Origin of the sequence: Aeromonas sp. 5HA1 (assembly GCF_029237245.1) — a bacterium.
Taxonomy (GTDB): domain Bacteria; phylum Pseudomonadota; class Gammaproteobacteria; order Enterobacterales; family Aeromonadaceae; genus Aeromonas; species Aeromonas salmonicida.
In genome coordinates, this window is sequence record NZ_JAACFW010000007.1 from 180,884 (window position 1) to 200,615 (window position 19,732).

The 19,732-nt window shown below is 59.3% G+C and carries 19 protein-coding genes; 8 read left to right on the plus strand and 11 right to left on the minus strand.

Annotated features, from left to right (window positions below):
• Position 1 precedes the first annotated feature (1 nt).
• A complete protein-coding gene (locus tag GWQ27_RS08820; RefSeq protein ID WP_275907159.1) occupies positions 2-259 on the plus strand; it encodes a hypothetical protein in 258 nt (85 codons plus the stop codon).
• A gap of 189 nt (positions 260-448) precedes the next feature.
• Here the strand turns inward: GWQ27_RS08820 and arsC are convergent, their stop codons facing one another.
• The 5 genes from arsC to GWQ27_RS08845 form a co-directional block, all read right to left on the minus strand.
• The gene (gene arsC / locus GWQ27_RS08825) at positions 449-880 is read right to left on the minus strand and encodes a glutaredoxin-dependent arsenate reductase (RefSeq protein WP_275907160.1); all 432 of its coding nucleotides are present in this window, start codon (positions 878-880) and stop codon (positions 449-451) included.
• A 2-nt stretch (positions 881-882) separates the two neighbouring features.
• Complete coding sequence (gene arsB / locus GWQ27_RS08830; RefSeq protein WP_275907161.1) at positions 883-1,953, minus strand: ACR3 family arsenite efflux transporter; 1,071 nt, start codon at positions 1,951-1,953, stop codon at positions 883-885.
• A 96-nt stretch (positions 1,954-2,049) separates the two neighbouring features.
• Complete coding sequence (arsA, locus tag GWQ27_RS08835) at positions 2,050-3,837, minus strand: arsenical pump-driving ATPase (protein WP_275907162.1); 1,788 nt, start codon at positions 3,835-3,837, stop codon at positions 2,050-2,052.
• 75 nt (positions 3,838-3,912) lie between these two features.
• Positions 3,913-4,356 (minus strand): arsenite efflux transporter metallochaperone ArsD, encoded by a 444-nt coding sequence (arsD, locus tag GWQ27_RS08840; RefSeq protein ID WP_275907163.1) that lies wholly within the window; start codon positions 4,354-4,356, stop codon positions 3,913-3,915.
• A gap of 4 nt (positions 4,357-4,360) precedes the next feature.
• The gene (locus GWQ27_RS08845) at positions 4,361-4,729 is read right to left on the minus strand and encodes a helix-turn-helix domain-containing protein (protein ID WP_021139691.1); all 369 of its coding nucleotides are present in this window, start codon (positions 4,727-4,729) and stop codon (positions 4,361-4,363) included.
• Positions 4,730-5,096: 367 nt separating this feature from the next.
• Here GWQ27_RS08845 and mutS point away from each other — a divergent pair, with 367 nt between their 5' ends.
• A complete protein-coding gene (mutS, locus tag GWQ27_RS08850) occupies positions 5,097-7,652 on the plus strand; it encodes a DNA mismatch repair protein MutS (protein WP_275907164.1) in 2,556 nt (851 codons plus the stop codon).
• Between the two features lie 80 nt (positions 7,653-7,732).
• Here the strand turns inward: mutS and GWQ27_RS08855 are convergent, their stop codons facing one another.
• Both GWQ27_RS08855 and GWQ27_RS08860 read right to left on the minus strand, forming a co-directional pair.
• Complete coding sequence (locus tag GWQ27_RS08855) at positions 7,733-9,331, minus strand: BCCT family transporter (RefSeq protein WP_169046834.1); 1,599 nt, start codon at positions 9,329-9,331, stop codon at positions 7,733-7,735.
• 9 nt (positions 9,332-9,340) lie between these two features.
• The gene (locus GWQ27_RS08860) at positions 9,341-9,868 is read right to left on the minus strand and encodes a hypothetical protein (protein WP_005313801.1); all 528 of its coding nucleotides are present in this window, start codon (positions 9,866-9,868) and stop codon (positions 9,341-9,343) included.
• 162 nt (positions 9,869-10,030) lie between these two features.
• Here GWQ27_RS08860 and GWQ27_RS08865 point away from each other — a divergent pair, with 162 nt between their 5' ends.
• Positions 10,031-10,510, plus strand: a complete 480-nt coding sequence (locus GWQ27_RS08865; protein ID WP_005313803.1) for a MarR family transcriptional regulator — start codon at positions 10,031-10,033, stop codon at positions 10,508-10,510.
• Positions 10,511-10,588: 78 nt separating this feature from the next.
• On the opposite strand, the gene GWQ27_RS08870 is transcribed toward GWQ27_RS08865, so the two are convergent.
• Positions 10,589-11,170, minus strand: coding sequence for a YjaG family protein (locus GWQ27_RS08870; RefSeq protein ID WP_059111791.1), 582 nt, complete (start codon positions 11,168-11,170; stop codon positions 10,589-10,591).
• 162 nt (positions 11,171-11,332) lie between these two features.
• Between GWQ27_RS08870 and GWQ27_RS08875 the strand changes: the two genes are divergently transcribed.
• Positions 11,333-12,277 (plus strand): D-2-hydroxyacid dehydrogenase, encoded by a 945-nt coding sequence (locus GWQ27_RS08875; protein ID WP_275907165.1) that lies wholly within the window; start codon positions 11,333-11,335, stop codon positions 12,275-12,277.
• Between the two features lie 71 nt (positions 12,278-12,348).
• On the opposite strand, the gene mepM is transcribed toward GWQ27_RS08875, so the two are convergent.
• Positions 12,349-13,686, minus strand: a complete 1,338-nt coding sequence (gene mepM, locus GWQ27_RS08880; RefSeq protein ID WP_275907166.1) for a murein DD-endopeptidase MepM — start codon at positions 13,684-13,686, stop codon at positions 12,349-12,351.
• A gap of 260 nt (positions 13,687-13,946) precedes the next feature.
• Between mepM and GWQ27_RS08885 the strand changes: the two genes are divergently transcribed.
• On the plus strand, positions 13,947-15,245 hold the full coding sequence (locus GWQ27_RS08885; RefSeq protein ID WP_275907167.1) for a LapD/MoxY N-terminal periplasmic domain-containing protein: 1,299 nt from the start codon (positions 13,947-13,949) through the stop codon (positions 15,243-15,245).
• Positions 15,242-16,183: a TAXI family TRAP transporter solute-binding subunit gene (locus GWQ27_RS08890; protein WP_021139698.1), complete on the plus strand. Its 942-nt coding sequence runs from the start codon at positions 15,242-15,244 to the stop codon at positions 16,181-16,183. The genes GWQ27_RS08885 and GWQ27_RS08890 overlap by 4 nt, the downstream gene beginning before the upstream one ends.
• On the opposite strand, the gene GWQ27_RS08895 is transcribed toward GWQ27_RS08890, so the two are convergent.
• Positions 16,178-16,852 (minus strand): transglutaminase-like cysteine peptidase, encoded by a 675-nt coding sequence (locus tag GWQ27_RS08895; protein ID WP_021139699.1) that lies wholly within the window; start codon positions 16,850-16,852, stop codon positions 16,178-16,180. The two genes, GWQ27_RS08890 and GWQ27_RS08895, sit on opposite strands and share 6 nt — an antisense overlap.
• A 75-nt stretch (positions 16,853-16,927) precedes the next feature.
• Positions 16,928-17,863, minus strand: coding sequence for a zinc ABC transporter substrate-binding protein ZnuA (gene znuA / locus GWQ27_RS08900; protein WP_099991541.1), 936 nt, complete (start codon positions 17,861-17,863; stop codon positions 16,928-16,930).
• 94 nt (positions 17,864-17,957) lie between these two features.
• Here znuA and znuC point away from each other — a divergent pair, with 94 nt between their 5' ends.
• Both znuC and znuB read left to right on the plus strand, forming a co-directional pair.
• Positions 17,958-18,722, plus strand: coding sequence for a zinc ABC transporter ATP-binding protein ZnuC (znuC, locus tag GWQ27_RS08905; RefSeq protein ID WP_021139701.1), 765 nt, complete (start codon positions 17,958-17,960; stop codon positions 18,720-18,722).
• A 20-nt stretch (positions 18,723-18,742) separates the two neighbouring features.
• Complete coding sequence (gene znuB, locus GWQ27_RS08910) at positions 18,743-19,522, plus strand: zinc ABC transporter permease subunit ZnuB (RefSeq protein ID WP_265462627.1); 780 nt, start codon at positions 18,743-18,745, stop codon at positions 19,520-19,522.
• Positions 19,523-19,732 lie beyond the last annotated feature (210 nt).

Genomic DNA, 19,732 nt, shown 5'->3' on the forward strand with positions numbered 1-19,732 from the left:
GGTGTTTGCCACAGGTTTTCGTCCCAACCTGACATTTCTCGAGGGCCTGCCCGTGATGAACGAACGAGGTCAGGTGATGCAACGCGACGGGCACGCCATGCATGTCCCCGGCTTGTACTTTGTCGGCCTGCCCAAGCAACGCAATTTTGCCTCGGCAACCCTCAGAGGCGTCGGGCCAGATGCCGGACACCTGCTCCCGCACCTGCTTCGCTACCTGAACCAGCCGGAGATGGATCGCACATCCGTCTATCCAGAGTGAGCTGGTCGAGCGCTGGCATTCTCGATGACGCAAAACGTTCCCTGCTGGCGCATAGCCCGCAAGCAGGTCTCTTGCAGCAGAACATCGGTATCTACAAGGCTGCCCGATTGCCTGAGCAGCCAACCATAGAGCTCATGTTCGTGCGGCTGCCATGCCGTCATCAGACAGAGGGCACACCGCTCGTGCGTGTCACTTGATGCGGTTTCCCGCCGCATCCACCACCTGTTCCCCATCTTCCTTGGTAAAGGCGCCTTGCTGGGGGCTCGGCAAAATATCCAGCACCACTTCCGATGGGCGGCACAGTCTGGTACCAAGCGGGGTCACCACTATGGGGCGGTTGATCAGGATGGGATGGGCCAGCATGGCGTCGATCAAGTCATCATCGCTGAAGCGGTTTTCGGCCAGTTCCAGCGCCTCATAAGGAGGGACGTTCTTGCGCAGCAGGTCGCGCACTGGCATCCCCATGGCCCCAATCAGCGCAACCAGCGTCTCGCGGCTCGGCGGTGTCTCCAGGTAGTGAACGACGGTCGGTTCAATCCCTGAGTTGCGGATAAGTTCCAGCGTATTGCGGGAGGTGCCGCAAGCCGGGTTGTGGTAAATGGTGATCTGGGTGTCATGCATGATTAAGCCTCTGCGTTGAGATAGTTGCGTTTCATTCTAAGCGCCACATTGACCAGGGCGATCAAGACAGGCACCTCCACCAGAGGGCCTATCACACCGGCAAACGCCTGATCCGAATTCAGGCCGAACACGGCGATGGAAACCGCAATGGCCAGCTCGAAGTTGTTGCCGGTGGCAGTGAAGGCAATGGAAGCATTCTTGTCATAGGGAATACCCAGCTTCTTGCCGACCAGGAAACTGGTGAAGAACATCAGCACAAAGTAGACCACCAGCGGGATGGCAACACGGACCACATCCATCGGCAGCTCGACGATCATCTCGCCCTTGAGGCTGAACATCAGCACTATGGTGGCCAGCAAGGCGATCAGTGTGATGGGCGAAATGGCGGGGATAAAACGCTCGTTATACCACTGCTCACCCTTGGCCTTGACCAGGTATTTCCGGCTCAGGAAGCCTGCCAGGAAGGGGATCCCCAGATAGATCAGCACGCTTTCGGCGATATCCAGCATGGTGATATCCACCGCGAAACCCTGCAAACCAAACAGGGGTGGCAGCACTGTAATAAACAACCAGGCCATGAAGCTGTAGGTGAGGATCTGAAAACCGCTGTTGAGCGCCACCAGACCCGCACCGTACTCCTTGTTGCCGCCGCCCAGATCGTTCCACACCAGCACCATGGCGATGCAACGTGCCAGACCGATCAGGATCAGGCCCACCATGTAGTCCGGGTAGTCATGCAAGAATGTCAGGGCTATCACGAACATCAGGATGGGGCCGACCAGCCAGTTCATCACCAGAGAGAGGGTAATCGCCTGACGGTCGCGGGTCATGGCGCCCATGGTGCCGTAATTCACCTTGGCCAGCGGCGGATACATCATCAGGATAAGGCCGATGGCGAGCGGCACATTGGTGGTGCCGACCGACATGGCCTCGTTCCACTGAGCCACCTGAGGGAACAAATAGCCAATCCCCACCCCGATGGCCATGGCGACAAAGATCCAGAGGGTGAGATTGCGGTCGAGAAAGCTCATTTTTTTGCTGACGGGCAGATCGCAGCAGGCATTGGTACTCATCAAGAGACTCCATGGGGGTTGGATGAAACGAAGGACTCAACCCGGGCAAATACCCCTGTTGGTTGCGCCTTGGCAGTAAACTCGCTCTGATGCATGTCACCCCGCCCTGTGGACAGGGTGACATAAATCTTGCAGCGCCGTGACACCCACCGGCTCGACGGCCTGCAAGGGCACAACGGCATAACGCTTCGCATGCACCTCCTTGACCGCGTCGATATGGGGCTGCTGGCGATAGGCTCGCTGGGCCAGCAGGGGGGACGTGACGCTGGCAGGGGCCAACATGTGATTGACCACCCAGGCCCAGGGCTCGATACCGGCGCGGCGCAGGTCGGCTTGCAGGTTGGCCGCCTCCTGCACCGGAGTTGGTTCGGGCAAGGTGACGATCATCACCTTGGTCTGTGTCGGGTCTTGCAGCTGCATCATGGGGGTAGTGAAGTGCATCCCTTTGCCCCCCATCTGACGGGCAATTTCCCTGTGGTAGGCACCGGTCGCATCGAGCAGCAAGAGGGTGTGGCCGGTGGGCGCCGTATCCATCACCACGAAGCGCTTGCCCGCCTCGCGGATGATCCGCGAGAAGGCCTGAAACACGGCTATCTCTTCGGTACAGGGGGAGCGCAAATCTTCTTCCAGCAGGGCGCGGCCCTGTGCATCCAGACTCGCCCCCTTGGTGGCCAGCACCTGGGCACAATAACGCTCGGTCTCGGCATGGGGATCGATACGACTGACCTCCAGGCTGGGCAAGGCTCCAGCTAGGGTCTCTCCCAGATGGGCTGCGGGATCTGAGGTGGTCAGGTGAACCGGCAGGCCCCGACTGGCAAGCTCCACCGCCACCGCTGCCGCCAGGGTGGTTTTACCCACACCGCCCTTGCCCATCAGCATGATGAGCCCGTGGCCATCTGTGGCCAATTCATCGACCAGCTGCTGCAATCCGGGGTGTTGTTCAGTAGCAGCGCATTCGATCTCATTAACCCCACTGACGGGGCTTGCACCGAGCAGCTGGCGCAGGCTCTCCACCCCCACCAGATTGGTGGCCAACAGCGGCACTCTGTCTTGTGGCAACCTGGCCAGCAATCCTGGCATCTGCGCCATCGCCTGCTGTTCTCGCTGCCAGACAGCGGAGGCCAGGGGGTCATCCGCCAGCTCGCTTTGCGGGAAGATGCCATTGATGACCAGTTGCTGATTGGCAAGGCCGATAGCGGCCAGTTCGTCATGGGTACGCGTTACTTCCCGCAGGGTCGAGGCTTGCGCCCGGGCCACCAGAACAAGCCGGGTTTTCCCCGCATCTGACAGGGCCGCAACGGCCTCTGCGTATTGGCTTCGCTGTTTTTCCAGTCCGGCCAGTGGCCCCAGACAGGAAGCATCACCCTTGCCCTGCTCCAGAAACTCGCTCCATGCCCCCGGCAGTTGCAACAGACGTATGGTGTGACCTGTGGGCGCAGTGTCGAAAACGATGTGGTCGTATTCCCCCACCAGGCTGCTGTCGGTCAAGAGCGCGGTGAATTCGTCAAAGGCGGCGATCTCTGTGGTGCAGGCACCGGAGAGCTGCTCTTCAATGCTGCGCACCACGCTGTCGGGCAGTTTGCCACGCACCGGGCCAACGATCCGTTCCCGATAGGCTTGTGCGGCGGATTGCGGGTCAATCTCCAGTGCTGATAACCCATCGACTTGCGGGATCCTGGTGATCTGGTTCCCTATCTGGGTGTCGAACACCTGGCCTACGTTTGATGCCGGATCCGTGCTGACCAGCAGTACCCGTTTGCCACTGTCACACAAGGCAACCGCACTGGCACAGGCCAGCGAGGTTTTACCCACCCCGCCCTTGCCGGTAAAAAAGAGAAACGGCGGTGCATCAGTCAGAAACGAATAGCTCAGAAACGAGGACATAAGGGACTCCTATCAGGCAAAACAAGGCAATCAACCCCGCAGGCGGCAGGGATACGGCCAACTAAAGGGTCACGCTTAGCAGCAACCGCTGCTGCCGGAGCAGCATCCACCCTTGACGATCCCTTTGATGGCGCCCGCTTTGCCCGGCCCGGCTGCTGGTGGATTGGCTTCAGCATCATCGATTGTTGTGCCACCGCTTTCAGCCGCGTTCAGTGACGCAAGACCGGCATAACGGGTCAATTCCGCGCGGCTGGGATAACGGCCTGTCAGCACCACCTGACCCTCTACCAGCACCAGCGGCAAGCCTTCCTCCCCCGCGTGGACAAGAAAGGCACTCACCGCCGCAGTCTCGGCAAACACCATGGGTTGCTGGGCCAGGTTGAATCGCTCTATGGCAACCCCCTGCCCCTTGACCCAGGCGAGGTCGGCGGCGAAGCTCACCAGGCGCTGGTCAACCTCTGTTCCGCACACACCGCTGGCACAGCACAGTGCCGGATCGAAAATCTGGATAACTGACATGGTATTACTCCTTATTGCAGCAAGATTGCTCGGGCAATACATGGGGCGAGCAGCCGGATTCGGCCCGCATCACGCCACAGGCTTCGGGGTGACCGGCACAGCACTCCTCGGTGAGATAACCGATCAAATCGAGCATCAGGGGGATATTGGCGCGATAGCGCAGAAAACGCCCCTCCTGCTCCACCGATACCAGTCCGGCGTGAAGCAGGGCCTTCAAGTGAAACGAGAGGCTGTTCGGTGCAATGTCGAGCTCGCCAGCGAGCTCACCGGCCACCCGCCCTTCCAACCCGGCCTTGACCAGCAAGCGCCATACATCGAGACGGATGCCGGATGCGAGAGACTCGAACACCCTGGTGGCCACATCTTTGTGCATTTGAAATCCCTCAACCCATGGAATGGATTCAACTATACAAGAATAGTTGAAATGATCAATATGCCTGCACTATCTCTGCACTCTGTTTTTGGCATTTTCCCTGTTGCGGGTAGTCCGGATGATTTTGTGAATGCATGGCCTTTGTTGGCGCGGCAGGGATGATAAGATTGGCACCAACTCGTGGCCCTGGTTGTGGTGTGACGCTTTGCCACCCGGACTGACGCGCACCGGACTCAATATCCTCCCCGGATGATCGCCTCATCGAGCCGCTTATTCCAGACGCTCATCCGTGGAAAAACAGCACATCACAGACCCGATGCCAGATGACAACACAGCTCAAAAACAACGACTTAATGGTGGATGCACATTGATTAACCTAGAAAACATCCAGCAGCACACCCCCATGATGCAGCAGTACCTTGGCCTCAAGGCCGAGAACCCCGAGATACTGCTGTTCTACCGGATGGGTGACTTCTACGAACTCTTCTACGACGATGCCCGCAAGGCCTCCCAGCTGCTCGATATCTCCCTGACCAAGCGCGGCCAGTCGGCAGGCAACCCCATTCCGATGGCGGGGGTGCCCTATCACGCCATCGAAGGCTACCTGGCCAAGCTGATACAGCTCGGCGAATCCGCCGCCATCTGCGAGCAGGTGGGGGATCCCGCTACCAGCAAGGGGCCGGTGGAGCGCAAGGTCATTCGCATCATCACCCCGGGTACCGTCTCCGACGAGGCGCTGCTCTCGGAGCGACAGGACAACCTGATCGCCGCCGTCTATCACGATGGCCGCCGCTTCGGCTACGGCACCATGGACATAGGCTCGGGCCGCTTCTTCATCAACCAGTTCGACAAGGAAGAGACGCTGCTGGCGGAGCTGCAACGCACCAACCCGGCCGAGCTGCTCTATCCCGAATCCTTCGCGTTTTTGCAGCACGTCGAGGGCCGCCGTGGCCTGCGCCGCCGTCCCGAGTGGGAGTTTGAACTGGGCACAGCCCGCAAGCTGCTGTGCCAGCAGTTCGGCACTCAGGATCTGGTGGGCTTTGGGGTCGACAAGAGCGAGACAGCCCTGTGCGCCGCCGGCTGCCTGATGCAGTATGTGAAAGATACACAGCGCACCGCCCTGCCCCACATCCGCAGCGTGCGCCTCGAGCAGCCGGATCATGCGGTCATCATGGATGCCGCCACCCGCCGCAACCTGGAGCTGACCCAGAATCTGGCGGGCGGCTATGAAAATACCCTGGCCGAAGTGCTGGATCGCACCGCCACCCCCATGGGCAGCCGTTTGCTCAAGCGCTGGATCCACCAGCCGATCCGCGATCGGGTGATCCTGAAAGGTCGCCAGAGCACCATCAAGGAACTGATCGAGCAGAACCTTTATGACGAACTGGGCGGCCTGCTGCGCCAGGTCGGCGACGTGGAGCGGGTATTGGCTCGCCTCGCCTTGCGCTCTGCCCGCCCCCGCGACCTCACTCGCTTGCGTCAGGCGTTTGCCCAGTTGCCAGAGTTGCAGCGCCTGCTGGCGGACAACCGGCACGAAGCGGTACAGCAACTGGCCGAGCGGGCCAGCACCTTCCCCGAATTGCTGAGCCTGCTGGAGCGCGCCGTGATGGAGGTGCCGCCCGTGCTGATCCGCGATGGGGGCGTCATCCGTGACGGCTTCAATCAGGAGCTGGACGAGCTGCGGGATCTGGCCAACGGCGCCACCGCCAGTCTGGCCCGCATCGAGGAGCGCGAGAAGGCGCTGACCGGCATCAACACCCTCAAGGTGGGCTACAACAGGGTGCACGGCTTCTATATCGAGGTGAGCCGCGCCAACAGCCATCTGGTACCGGCCCACTACATCCGCCGTCAGACCCTCAAGAACAACGAACGCTACATCATAGATGAGCTCAAAAAATACGAGGACAAGGTACTCACCGCCCAGGCCCAGGCGCTGGCGCTGGAAAAACGGCTCTACGAAGAGCTGCTCGACGCCCTGCTGCCGCATCTGGGCGATCTGCAGGAGTCCGCTTCCGCGCTGGCGGAGCTGGACGTGCTGGCCAACCTGGCCGAGCGGGCCGAGACCCTCGACTACCGCTGCCCGACGCTTATCGATGAGGATCAGATCCTGATCGAAGCGGGCCGCCATCCGGTGGTTGAGCAGGTGATGACAGACCCCTTTATCGCCAACCCCATCCGGCTGGAGCGGGAGCGGCGGATGCTGATCATCACGGGTCCCAACATGGGCGGTAAATCGACCTACATGCGCCAGACCGCGCTGATCGTGCTGCTGGCCCATATCGGCGCCTTCGTGCCGGCCGACAGCGCCCGCATCGGCCCCATCGACCGCATCTTCACCCGCATCGGGGCGTCGGATGATCTGGCGTCGGGACGCTCCACCTTTATGGTGGAGATGACCGAGACCGCCAATATCCTCAACAACGCCACCGCCCGCAGTCTGGTGCTGATGGACGAGATTGGCCGAGGCACCAGCACCTACGATGGGCTCTCCCTGGCGTGGGCTTGCGCCGAGCAGCTGGCAAGCAAGATTGGCGCTTACACCCTGTTTGCCACCCACTACTTCGAGCTGACCCGGCTGCCGGCGCTGATGGAGGGGCTGGCCAACGTCCATCTGGATGCGGTGGAGCACGGCGACACCATCGCCTTTATGCACGCGGTGCAGGAAGGCGCGGCCAGCCGCTCTTACGGCCTGCAAGTGGCAGCGTTGGCGGGGGTACCGAAGTCGGTGATCAATCAGGCTCGCCACAAGCTGGCAGAGCTCGAAAGCGCCACGCCCTTGGCCACAGGGGAAGTTCGCCCTGCCTCCATACCGCTGCTGCCCCAATCCCACCCTGTAGTGGATGAGTTGGAAGCGGTACGGCCGGACGAGCTCACCCCTCGTCAGGCGCTGGATCTCGTCTATCGCCTCAAGCAGATGCTCTAACCGCCAGCCGACTACAGCAGCATACAAAAGGGGAACCTCACGGTTCCCCTTTTACTTTGCACGGTTTGACTGTCAGGTCATCAGCCCGGACCTATCCGATCCATCAGGCTCAGGTTGACCGAGCCGGGGTGACGCTTGAGCTTCTGTCGATACTCGAACTGATGCTGACTCTCTTGCTTGAGCCCCAGCACCAGAGAGTAACACATGGCCAGCATGATCACCGAGAACGGCAGTGCGGCTATGATGCTGGCCGCCTGCAAGGCTGCCAATCCACCGGACACCAGCAAAATAGCGGCGACCAGCCCCTGCCCCAAGCCCCAGATGGCACGGTGCAGCACCGGCGGCTCCTGATCACCGATGGAGAGCAGCGTGGTGATGACCAAAGTGCCCGAATCGCTGGAGGTGATGAAGTAGGTGCAGATAAGCAGGGTCAGCACCGCCTTGGCGATCCAGCCGAAGGTCTCCCACTGCATCAGGTCCACCGTCTTGTAGAGTGCCATGGTCACGTCCTGATTGACCGCCGCCACCACGCCACCAGCGCCGAACAGCTCCAGGTTCATGGCAGTACCGCCAAACACTGTCAGCCAGAGCATGCCGAGCAGGGAGGGTACCAGCAGCACGCCGAGCACGAACTCGCGAATGGTACGGCCCTTGGAAATACGGGCGATAAACATGCCGACAAACGGTGCCCAGGCGATCCACCAGCCCCAGTAAAACGCGGTCCAGCTCGACTGCCAGGCCGAGGTACCGTTGGCTTCGGTGTTGGTCCAGAAGCTCAGCTTGACGATGTTTTGCAGGTAGTCACCGATATTCTGCACATAGGCGTTGAGTATGTAGGTGGTCGGCCCCAGCACCAGGAAGAGGCCTAGCACGAAGACGCTCAGCCAGATGTTGAGCTCGGAGAGGATCTTGACCCCGCGCCCCACGCCGGAGACCGCAGACAGGGTCGCGATCAGGCTGATACCGCCGATGAGCCAGAGCTGGTTGGACTGCGACACCGCCATGCCGAACATCTGGTTCAGACCGGTATTCATCTGGGAGACGCCGAGGCCGAGGGAGGTTGCCACCCCGAACACGGTACCGAACACCGCCAGCACGTCGGCGGCATGACCCCAAAAGCCGTAGATGCGCTCACCGAGAATGGGGTAAAGCACGGAGCGAATGGCCAGGGGCAACTTGCGGCGATAACTGAAGAAAGCCAGCGACAGGCCGACGATCACATAGATGGCCCAGGGGTGAAGACCCCAATGGAAGAAGGTCAGCCGCATGGCGATCTGGGCCGCCTCCGGCGTCATTCCTTCGGTGATGAAGGGGTTGCCCTGCAGGTGATTCATGGGTTCTGCAATGCTCCAGAACACCAGACCTATGCCCATGCCGGCGCTGAACAGCATGGAGAACCAGGCAAAGTAGCCAAACTCCGGTACCTGATCGTCGTCACCCAGGCGGATGCTGCCAAAGCGGCTGAACATCAGATAGACGGCGAAGAACAGGAACAGGGCGACCACCAGAATGTAGTACCACTTGAACCCGGCAATGATCTGATCCTTGGCGCCGGTAAACCAGGCGGCGGCCGTCTCGGGTACAAATACACCAAACAGCAGGAACAGGGTGATGACGGTGAGGGCCGTCATGGCCATGGTCGGGTTCAGGCCTTTCAATAGCCCTTTGGTTGCTCTCATCGGGCCTCCTTAGTCGTTGTTGAAAAAGTCTTCACCCACATGCTCGCCTGCGCCGCCGATGGCGCGATAGACCATACGGCCTGCGGCCAGTTCACGATGATCCACCAGGGTGACGGAAGGCTGGCCATTCACGGCGTGACGCTTGCCAAGGAAGATGGCCATGGGCACACCCAGATTGGAGATGCCGCTGGTGATCCAGAGCCGGTTGAAATCGTAGGATCCACCGATGAACTCCAGTTGGGCCAGGCCGGTATCGAGGCCGGTCAGGTAGAAGTTCATGGCACTCTCGTCAGGGAACAGGTGAACCAGCACATAGGCATAGCGCAATTCGTTCACCAACTCCTTTAGGTTGAAAGCACCCGTCTCACTACAGGAGAGGGGAAGCTCACCATCATAGTGGTGTACCTTGAGGGTATTGGGGTCCTCTTCATAGGCGGGCTGATAACGCACGAATGCCGAGGTATCAGGCAGTTCATAACGGACTCTGACCACGCGCAGATCGGCAACCAGAGACTTGATGTCCAGATAGTCATTCATCATCTCGCTCCTCGATTATTGGGTTGATATTCAGAAAATGCCCGATAACCTAACACAAAAATCATTAGAGCAGAAATGATTACAGCAAAAACCATATTGACCTTGTCACGAATTAGGCGGAGAATTTCGCGCCTCTCAACAGCCCTGCAATGACTCACACCCATGGAAAAACATGATGAAGTGCTGGTTGCCCTGCGCCAGATTATTCGTGCCATCGATATGCACTCCAAGCGCTTGATCAAGGAAGCCGGGCTGACGTCGCCGCAGCTCTTGCTGCTCAAGGGGATCAACGAGCTGGGACAGATTTCCATGCGTCAGCTGGCCGACCACACCAACATGAGTCAGGCCACTGCGACCACCATCATGGACCGTCTCGAGAGCCGCCAGCTGGTACAGCGCATTCGCAGTGAAACCGACAAGCGAAAGGTTCACGCGACACTGACTGACGCAGGCCGTGCCCTGCTGGCCCAGGCGCCCACCCCGCTGCAAGAACGTTTCATCCAGCGCTTTCAGGCACTGGAAGCCTGGGAGCAGACGCTGTTGCTCTCCTCCCTGCAGCGCATCTCGTCGATGATGAATGCCGACGCGATAGATGCCGCTCCCGTACTGAGCGTTCGGCCGCTCACCGAAGAACGGGCATGAAAAGGGTACGGGCATAAAAAAAGCTCCCGACGGGAGCTTTTTTCTATGGAGACGTTTTCTACAGACCCAGTGGCGGTATCAGTCGTCCAGGCTGATGCCGATGTTGGACACACCGTCCTGGGCTGCAAATACCTTGATCGCCAGGATGCGGTCACTGTCACGCTCGTGGGCCACCCGCTTGAGCAGCTCAACCTGAAACTCCAGCTCGGCCTCGATGTACTCGTGCTCGTAGAGTTCCTCTTCGGTCAGATCGCGCTCTTCCAGCATCTCGATGAAACCGGCTACGGTTCCCACTGAGGCATGGCTGGCATCTTCGGCCTCTTCACCGACCCGGCAGATCACCGAGTTGTAGGCGCTGCCGAGTGCCACGCAGGCGTCCAGCGCCGGATAGGCACCGTAGGATTCAAACTTGCTGGGCTCCGGAATATAAACTTCAAACGCCTCCAGGATAGCCCCCAGATTGACGCGGGATCCCTTCACCGTCAGGTAGTTCCACATCTGATCCAGCGCATGTCGAAAAGCCTTAGCATCACCAAAGCCGGACGCCTGGGCAAACAACGCATAGTTGGGGTACATGCGCTCTGCCAGCGCCAGAGTGTAGACGGTCTGTTGCCAAGGCTGTAGCTCGGCCAGTCGCTTATAAAACTTGTCACCAAACACTGGGGTCGGATCCTTTGCAAAATGTGGGGCAGATTGTAGCCCACGAGGGGCCGCACGAAAACGAAAAAGCGGCCTGGTCGACTATCTTGCCCGATCAACTCGGGTAAGATGAAGACAGAGCGGCCTCTCTCCCACGCCGCAAATCTGATAAGGAACAAGAGTATGAGTCAACGTACCCTTCTTTTGCTCAGCCAGGACAACGCGCACTACGAGCGTCTGCTCAAGGCGGCTCACCTCCCCCATTTGCGCATTCTGAGAGCCGACAACCAGAGCGATGCCGAGAAACTGATCGGGGATGCCCATATCCTGATGGCCGAGCCGGCACGTGCCAAGCCGCTACTGGCCAAGGCCAACAAGTTGAGCTGGTTTCAGTCCACCTATGCCGGGGTCGATGTGTTGCTGGATGCACGCTGCCGCCGTGATTACCAGCTCACCAATGTGCGCGGTATCTTCGGCCCTCTGATGAGCGAATATGTCTTCGGCCACCTGCTCAGCCTGATGCGTCAGTTGCCACTCTATCGGGAACAGCAAAAACAGCGACTGTGGCAGAGCCATCCCTATCAGGGGCTCAAGGGACGCACCTTGTTGATCCTGGGCACAGGCAGCATAGGCCAGCACATAGCCCACACCGGCAAGCACTTTGGCATGAGGGTGCTCGGCGTCAGCCGCAGTGGCCGCGAGCGAGCCGGCTTCGATCAGGTGTACCAGCTACCCGCACTCAACAAGATGCTGGCCCAGGCCGACGTCATCGTCAGCGTCCTGCCCGCCACCCGCGAGACCCATCATCTGTTCACCGCATCTCGTTTCGAGCATTGCAAGCCGGGCGCCATCCTGTTCAACGTCGGTCGCGGCAATGCCATCAACGAAGGCGATCTGCTCACTGCCCTGCGTACCGGCAAGCTGGGCATAGCGGTACTGGATGTGTTCGAGCAGGAGCCCCTGCCCGCTGACAGTCCGCTCTGGGGCCAGCCCAACCTCATCATCACGCCGCACAACAGCGCCTACAGCTTCCCCGATGATGTGGCCCAGATCTTCGTGCGCAACTACATCCGCTTCATCGACGGCCAGCCGCTGGATGGCAAGATAGACTTCGACAAGGGTTACTGATACGCCCATGACACCAATGAAAAGGCCCCGCCAATGTGGCGGGGCCTTTTCTATTTGGCTGGAAACCGGCTTCAGCCTGCCTCCATCTCCTTGCGATAGCTCTTCACCTTGGCGAGGAAGTGACGCTTGGCCTTGCCGGAGAGCGGCTCTGCCATCGGCAACTTGACCTTCATGGCATCGACCGGGCGGTTGTTGATCCGCACCTCGTAGTGCAGGTGAGCACCGGTGGACCGGCCCGTGTTGCCGGAGAGCGCAATCTTGTCACCCATCTTCACCTTCTGGCCGGTTTTCACCAGCAGCTTGCTCAGGTGCAGATAACGGGTCATCAGGGTACGACCGTGCTTGATCACCACATAGGTACCTGCCAGTGGGTGGCTGGTCGCCTTGAGTACGACACCGTCACCGGTAGCCAATACAGGCGTGCCCACCGGCAAGGCAAAATCGGTGCCCTCGTGGGGGCGGACCTGGCCAGTGATGGGGTGACGGCGGTTCGGGTTGAAACTGGAGCTCACCCGATAGCGGCTGTGGGTCGGATAGCGGCGGAAGCCGCGCTCCAGGCTGTTGCCCTGGCCGTCATAGTAGTTGCCATCTTCCGACAACCAGGCCGAGACCCCCTTGCCCTGATTGAACACTTCAACGCCCAGCAGCTGGGTGTTGCCCGTGCTCTTACCCTCGACCGTCTCCTGACGAACCAGCACCCTGAATTTGTCGCCCTTTTTCAAATCCTTGGCGAAATTCAGCCGCCACTGGAACAGGTTGGCAATCTTCTGGATATGGCTGGCCGGGATACCCGCATTGCGGGCACTGACATAGAAACTGCCGTTGATGACGCCGTCATAACTCTTCTGCTGCCACTCCACCTCTTCATTGAGCATGTTGGCGCTATAAGTGTCGTCGGTACGTTCCAGGACCAGGGTCTGCTTGATGTTCAGACGAATCTTCATCTGTTGCAGTATGTTGTCCTGATCGATCAGCAACTCTATGGTCTGGCCAGGCTTGAGGCGGGCAAGGTTATTCTTGCTGTCCGCATCCAGCACCTTGTAGAGGGTGGTGGTAGAAAGTCCCAGATTGTTGAAGATGGCGGTCAGATTCTCGCCACTGCGCACCCGATAATCCTGCCACTGGGGAGTGGCATCGGTCGGGATGTCATCTTCCGGGGTCGCGGCTTCCACCAGCTCGTGATCCGGGATGTCGTTAAAGTCCGTATTGTCTTCGTTGGTTGCTGTGCCATGGGTCGCAATCGGCAACTCAAGACGCAATGGCCGCTCCAGGATGTCACCTGGTGCCGGCAATATGGCTACCGCTGACAGCGTCATGGCCGTGAGCAGTAACATGGCATAAAAATGCTTGCGGGGAACCGGGGGTTCCCAATTGGCAGCCTGTGCTACCAAGGGACGGAGACGTTTCATCCGCTATCCTGTCATTAGATCCAATGGGTGTTAGTGGTCGGTCTGATTGTTATAAAACCGTATAAAACTGATTGTTTGACCTAAATACTCACAATAAGTTCATACCAATCTGCATGAACCTCACATTTTATGCATAACATTCCTTTATGGGCAGAAATGATCGTCTTTTTTAACTATTTTTTCCTATTTTTAAGAACCGGGTCCGATCGTGTTTGACCCAAGGTTTCATGATGTTGCGATAACTTTTCCATGGAGTGGATATGTCGTTAGCAAAACTGTTAAACCGAATCATCCTGATCCTGTTCGTTATCGGTGCCGCCCTGCTGTTCATGCTGGAAGTCACCACGGTACGTCAATCCATCCTCGACCAGATGTCAGCCAATCTTGAAACGGCCATCACGGCACTCGGGCTGGTACTGCAAGGTACCCTGCTCAACGATGACAAGGTGCTGGCAGAAACCATCGTCAATGCCATGTTTGACGGCGGTTTTGTCAGCTCGGTCACCCTGCTGGATCCTGACGGTCAGCCGCTGTTTCAGAAGGTCTTCCACACAGCGCAGCAGAACGTACCAAGCTGGCTCCCTTCTGTTATCGACATGCCGCCAGTCAACATTGAGCAGGAACTGACCGATGGCTGGCGCATGCTGGGCACCCTCACCCTGGAGGGACATACCGGCTACGCCTACCAGCATCTGTGGAATGCCATCAGCCGTACCGGACTGGCCCTGCTCGCTGGCTTGCTGGTATTCACCCTGGTGATCTCCTGGGTGTGCAGCCGTCTGCTTCGCCCCCTCGAGCAAATCAACCAGCAACTGGTCAGGATCCGCAAACGCCAGTTCAGCGGCAGCCTGGAATCCCCCTGGCTGCAGGACCTCAAGGAGCTGGTCATCTCGGTCAATCAGCTGGTCTCCGAGCGCAAGCGTGACCTGCTGCAACAAAGGCTCAAGGTCACCCAGCTTGGCAAGCAGCAGGCAGTGACAGCTGAACTTCCGCTGCAAGGGCTGATGGACGAAGAAGAGGGCATGCAGCAACAATATTTCTTCTCCACCCAGGGCAAGATCCGCCTCTACAGCCGCCTTGTCCCGACCATTCCTCCCTCCATCGACAGTTCACCGGACGAAATCAAAAGCCTGCTTGAGCACTGGCTATCCCACCCGGCGGAAGGGCTGCAACTGCCCCTCAGCCTGCTCAATCATGCCGACTGGACACAATTTGCGCCGCTACTGGCCAAAGCAAGGGGCAAGACACTCGACTGGCGCTGGGATCTGGCAAGCTTCCCGCCTCTCGGGGAGGAACGGCTCGCTACCTTGCAGGAGCAGGGCGTCGAGATGGCGTTTAGCGCCATTCCCATGACCAACGACACCTTCAACCAGCTCGACCCCATCAATCCCGTCTTCATCAGCTGCCAGCCGACCCAGGATCCCCTCTATTGGAATCTGGTCGCTCAATGCCTGCACAGTTCGGGCTACACCCTGCTGGCTGAAGCCAGCGAAATCCAGGATGTAAATACCCTGCGCGCCTGGGGTATCGATGGCTATGCCAGCAAGGAGGCATCATGAACAGAACCTGGTCGTTGCTCGCCCTGCTGTGGCCGCTGCCGCTGCTGGCCAACCCCGTTACCCTCGCCACCGGCGGTGAGCAGGGGATCTATCATCAGATTGCCAGGGAGTTCTGCCGACTGGCCAACAAGAGTGACCCCGAGCTGCAATGCAAGCCGCAGGCCACCTCAGGTTCCATCGAGAACCTTCGCCAATTGCAGGCTGGCCAGACAAGCTATGCCCTGGTGCAATCGGACTGGCTCTATCAGGCCAGCAAGGGGCTGGGTCCCTATGTCAGCCAGCCGCAACCCGAGCTGAGAGCCCTGTTTGCCACCCATGCAGAACCCTTCACCATAGTGGTGCGAGCCGATGGCGATATCACCAGCCTGGAGCAACTCAAGCTGGCTCCCATCGACATGGGGCTGAAGAGCTCGGGTACCCGCCAGACGGCGCTGGCGCTGTTCGACCTGCTGGGTGCAAAGGAGCAGGATCTCGATCTGAAGAGTGCAGGCAATCTGGTCGATGCACTCTGCAGCAAACAGATAGATGCCTATGGCCTGGTGATGGGCCACCCGAACCGGATCGTGCTCGATACCGCCAAGCGCTGCGCCATCCGCTTTCTGCCGATTGAGGGAACGCTGCGGGAGCAACTGATCAAGGGGGTCAAGTATTACCAGCGCAGTCAGGTGCCTGCTCGCATCTATCCCGGCAACCTGAAAGCGACCCCCACCTTTGCCATCGCGGCTACCCTGGTGACCAATGCCGCTACGCCGGAGGCCGATGTCTATCGCCTGACCAGAGCCATGCTGACCCAGCAGACCAACTTCAACGAACAAACCTATGGCTACGCCAACCTGTTTCACAAGGCGCGCAACAAGACAGGCCCGGTGCTGAGCATCGAACAGCACCCGGGCGCAGCCAAATATTTCGAGGAGCTGAAAACAGCGGGAAAACTATAACTGACGACGGGGAGAGCGCAGTTGCTCGCTGGAGAAACGGGTCTTCATCGATGTCCACTGCGCCAACCGGTCAGCACTGCCCGCCAGAGTTCCTTCACGGCGGGATTTCATGATCCAGATGCTCTTGGCATCGAAGCTGTAAACAGGGATGAGATCGGTCCGCTGGCTACCGGGCAGGATCCGGCTGTTGATGTTGTCGAGCACCATAGGGTCAGACTTGGGGGTCGGGAAATAAAGCGTCACCATGTGAAACTGGTTGTATTTCACCGCCTTGACATAAGCCAGCCGCAGCTTTTTCTCATCCACCCCCAGCTCCATCAGGGTGTAGTACTTGGCAATGCTGTAATCCTCGCAATCCCCACCTCGGGCACCGATGAACTCCAGCGGATTGGCCCAATAATCCTCATCTCCCCACAGTCTGGGATCCTCGCTGTAGGTCAGGTTGTTGAAGTAGTTGTTCACCAGCTCTATTTTCTGCTGATCCGTGGTGCCGGCCCTCGGTGACAGTAAACGGGAGAACGCCTCGGCCCGCTGGATCGCCCTGCCACCATAGACCTCCTGCAATTTTGCCCGCAGTTCAGGGCTGGCGATATATTCGGAGAGGCGAGAGGCCTGCACGCTGGCGCAGAGCAACGCCAGCGTGCAGGTGGGAATGAGCAGCCATTTCATACGAGACACTCCATGTCAGATGATGAAGGTCAGTATAGTTGGCCACGGTTGCCCTATCGATCAACCCGCCCTGGCTCAGCGGCACTGGGCGAAGGCGTCGGCCAGTTGCTGCATGAACTGCGGATAGCCATCCGGCCCGAGCGGCACCTGCTCACCCACCTCGTCCAACAGCAGCACCTTGGCGCCGGTATTGCGGGCGACCGACTCGATCACTGCCGGCGAGAACTGCGGCTCGGCATAGATGCAACTCGCCTGTTTCTCCTGCAGCGCCTTGCGGATATCGACCAGCGTCTTGGCGCCAGGGCGACGCTCCGGGCTCACGGTAAAGTGCCCCTTGGAGCTCATGCCGTAGTGACGCTCCCAGTAACCATAGGCCTCGTGAAACACGAAATAGCCCTTCTGGCTCACCGCCTTCATCTGCCCGGCAATCAGCTTGTCCTTGGCATCCACCTTGCCCTTGAAGGTCAGCAGGTTGGCGCGATAGCGCTCGGCATTGGCCGGATCCTGGGCGCTCAAGGTTTCGCTCAATGCGCTGGCGATGACCATCGCCTGGGTCGGCCCCAGCCAGATATGCGGATCCACCCCTTCATGATGATGCCCCTCGTGTCCGTCATGGTCTGCATGATCATGGGCAGCATGGTCATGCTCATCGGCATCATGATGATGGCTGTCATGGCTCGCCTGAGTTGCGTAATTGAACAGCGGCATCCCTTCAACCTGGGTAAGGGTCAGCACGTGAGGATGCTTGGCAAGCGGCTTGGCCATGAAACCTTCCAGCTCGGGACCCACCCACACCACCAGATCGGCGCCGTTGATGCTGCGAATATCGGAGGGGCGCAGGGCAAAATCGTGGGGAGAGGCGCCGGTCGGCAACAGAACCTTGGGTTCGCTCACGCCATCGGTGATCGCGGCCGCGATAAAGCCGAGCGGCTTGATGGTGGTCAGCACCTCGAGGGCACGGACAGGCAGACTCACCGCCAGCAGGGCAGTGATCAGTGTAAGAATTCGCATAGAGATCTCGTCAGGAAGTGAGTGTGTGATAATATAACAAACCAATACTGCTGTTATATTATAACTCTCACAGGCTGTAAACCCCGGAGCTGTCATGACCCAATTGGTGGAGCTGAAAGAGGTCTGTCTTTCGTTCGACGGACGATCCGTGCTCGACAAGGTCTCCTTTACCCTGAATAAAGGCAAAATCACTACCCTGGTCGGCCCCAACGGGGCGGGCAAGAGCACATTGAGCAAGCTGGTGCTGGGCCTGCTCACCCCGGATTCCGGCGAGATCCATCGCAGTCGGGACCTGAGGGTCGGCTATGTCCCCCAGCGCCTCTATCTGGACCCTACCCTGCCACTGACGGTGCGTCGCTTTCTGCAGCTCGGCAAGAATGGCCGCCTCTCTATCGATGAGGCGCTGGATCGGGTCGGCGCGGGGGACCTGCTGGACAACCGGATGCAGAAACTCTCCGGCGGCGAAATGCAGCGGGTGCTGCTGGCTCGCGCCCTGCTGGTCAAACCCGAGCTGCTGGTACTGGACGAGCCGGTTCAGGGCGTGGATATCACAGGCCAGATCGAGCTCTACGCCCTCATCAGCCAGCTGGCGGCCGAGCTCAACTGCGCCGTGCTGATGGTCTCCCACGACCTGCATCTGGTGATGGCCAGCACCCATGAGGTGATCTGTCTCAATCGTCACGTCTGCTGTCACGGTGAACCGGAAAGCGTGGCCCGCCATCCCGAATTTGCCCGCCTGTTCGGGCGCCCTGAACAGGAGGTGCTGGCGGTCTACACCCACCATCATCACTGCGACGGCGAACATCATCATCACGAACCGCAGGCGCCCGTCATCCGCCTGCCGTCTCGCAATCAATAAGCGCAGTTAAGGACATTCAAGTGGACAGCTTTCTGTTATATGCCCTCGCGGCAGGTCTCGGCATCGCTCTGCTGGCCGGGCCTCTGGGCAGCTTTGTGGTGTGGCGCAAGATGGCCTATTTCGGCGACACCCTCTCCCACGCCTGCCTGTTTGGCATAGCGCTGGGGATACTGCTGCAGGTGGATCTTACCCTGGCCGTGGTGGTCTGCTGCCTCGCCATGGCCATGCTGCTGGTGATCATGAGCCGCAACCAGCAGGTGGCGACCGATACCCTGCTCGGCATCCTGGCCCACAGTGCACTATCGCTGGGCCTGGTCACCTTGAGTTTTATGGATAACGTGCGGGTGGATCTGATGGCCTACCTGTTCGGCGACCTGCTCTCGGTGCAACCGATGGATCTGCTCTGGATCTACGGCGGCGGTGCCATGGTGCTGCTCACCCTGTGGCGACTGTGGGATCCCCTGCTCTCCATGACCATCTCGGAAGAGCTAGCGCGGGTGGAAGGGGTCAGGGTCGATGTGCTGCGCTGCGTGCTGATGCTGCTGATTGGGCTGGTGATCGCCGTGGCGATGAAGTTTGTCGGGGCGTTGATCATCACCTCCTTGCTGATCATTCCCGCCGCCACCGCTCGCCGTTTCAGCCAGACGCCGGAGCAGATGGCCGGTTTTGCGGCGTTGATCGGCTGTCTGGCTGTGCTGGGCGGGCTCAGCCTCTCCTGGTATCAGGACACGCCTGCGGGCCCTTCCGTCGTGGTCTGTGCCACCAGCATGTTTATTCTGAGCCAGTTCAAGAAAGCCTGAGTATCGTATGGCCTGATGCTTGCCATCAGGCCACTGCAAATCCCTCGGGGGCGTCTGTGCCGCCAGCCTGTGTATTCTGCACCTGTCTAGTCCTGAAATAGGTTTACACATTTTCGGCTAGCATTTCTCCACTCAGAACCCCCGATGTACTGCATCGGGGGTTCTGTATTTCAACGCATGATGCGGCCGCTCCACGTTGTAGATATCCAC

Bases quoted from the DNA above. Each gene is read 5' to 3' on its own strand.
- arsC (WP_275907160.1), bottom strand. From the start codon at position 880: ATGCATGACACCCAGATCACCATTTACCACAACCCGGCTTGCGGCACC.
- arsB (WP_275907161.1), bottom strand. From the start codon at position 1,953: ATGAGTACCAATGCCTGCTGCGATCTGCCCGTCAGCAAAAAAATGAGC.
- arsA (WP_275907162.1), bottom strand. From the start codon at position 3,837: ATGTCCTCGTTTCTGAGCTATTCGTTTCTGACTGATGCACCGCCGTTT.
- arsD (WP_275907163.1), bottom strand. From the start codon at position 4,356: ATGTCAGTTATCCAGATTTTCGATCCGGCACTGTGCTGTGCCAGCGGT.
- GWQ27_RS08845 (WP_021139691.1), bottom strand. From the start codon at position 4,729: ATGCACAAAGATGTGGCCACCAGGGTGTTCGAGTCTCTCGCATCCGGC.
- GWQ27_RS08855 (WP_169046834.1), bottom strand. From the start codon at position 9,331: ATGAGAGCAACCAAAGGGCTATTGAAAGGCCTGAACCCGACCATGGCC.
- GWQ27_RS08860 (WP_005313801.1), bottom strand. From the start codon at position 9,868: ATGAATGACTATCTGGACATCAAGTCTCTGGTTGCCGATCTGCGCGTG.
- GWQ27_RS08865 (WP_005313803.1), top strand. From the start codon at position 10,031: ATGGAAAAACATGATGAAGTGCTGGTTGCCCTGCGCCAGATTATTCGT.
- GWQ27_RS08875 (WP_275907165.1), top strand. From the start codon at position 11,333: ATGAGTCAACGTACCCTTCTTTTGCTCAGCCAGGACAACGCGCACTAC.
- mepM (WP_275907166.1), bottom strand. From the start codon at position 13,686: ATGAAACGTCTCCGTCCCTTGGTAGCACAGGCTGCCAATTGGGAACCC.
- GWQ27_RS08885 (WP_275907167.1), top strand. From the start codon at position 13,947: ATGTCGTTAGCAAAACTGTTAAACCGAATCATCCTGATCCTGTTCGTT.
- GWQ27_RS08890 (WP_021139698.1), top strand. From the start codon at position 15,242: ATGAACAGAACCTGGTCGTTGCTCGCCCTGCTGTGGCCGCTGCCGCTG.
- GWQ27_RS08895 (WP_021139699.1), bottom strand. From the start codon at position 16,852: ATGAAATGGCTGCTCATTCCCACCTGCACGCTGGCGTTGCTCTGCGCC.
- znuA (WP_099991541.1), bottom strand. From the start codon at position 17,863: ATGCGAATTCTTACACTGATCACTGCCCTGCTGGCGGTGAGTCTGCCT.
- znuC (WP_021139701.1), top strand. From the start codon at position 17,958: ATGACCCAATTGGTGGAGCTGAAAGAGGTCTGTCTTTCGTTCGACGGA.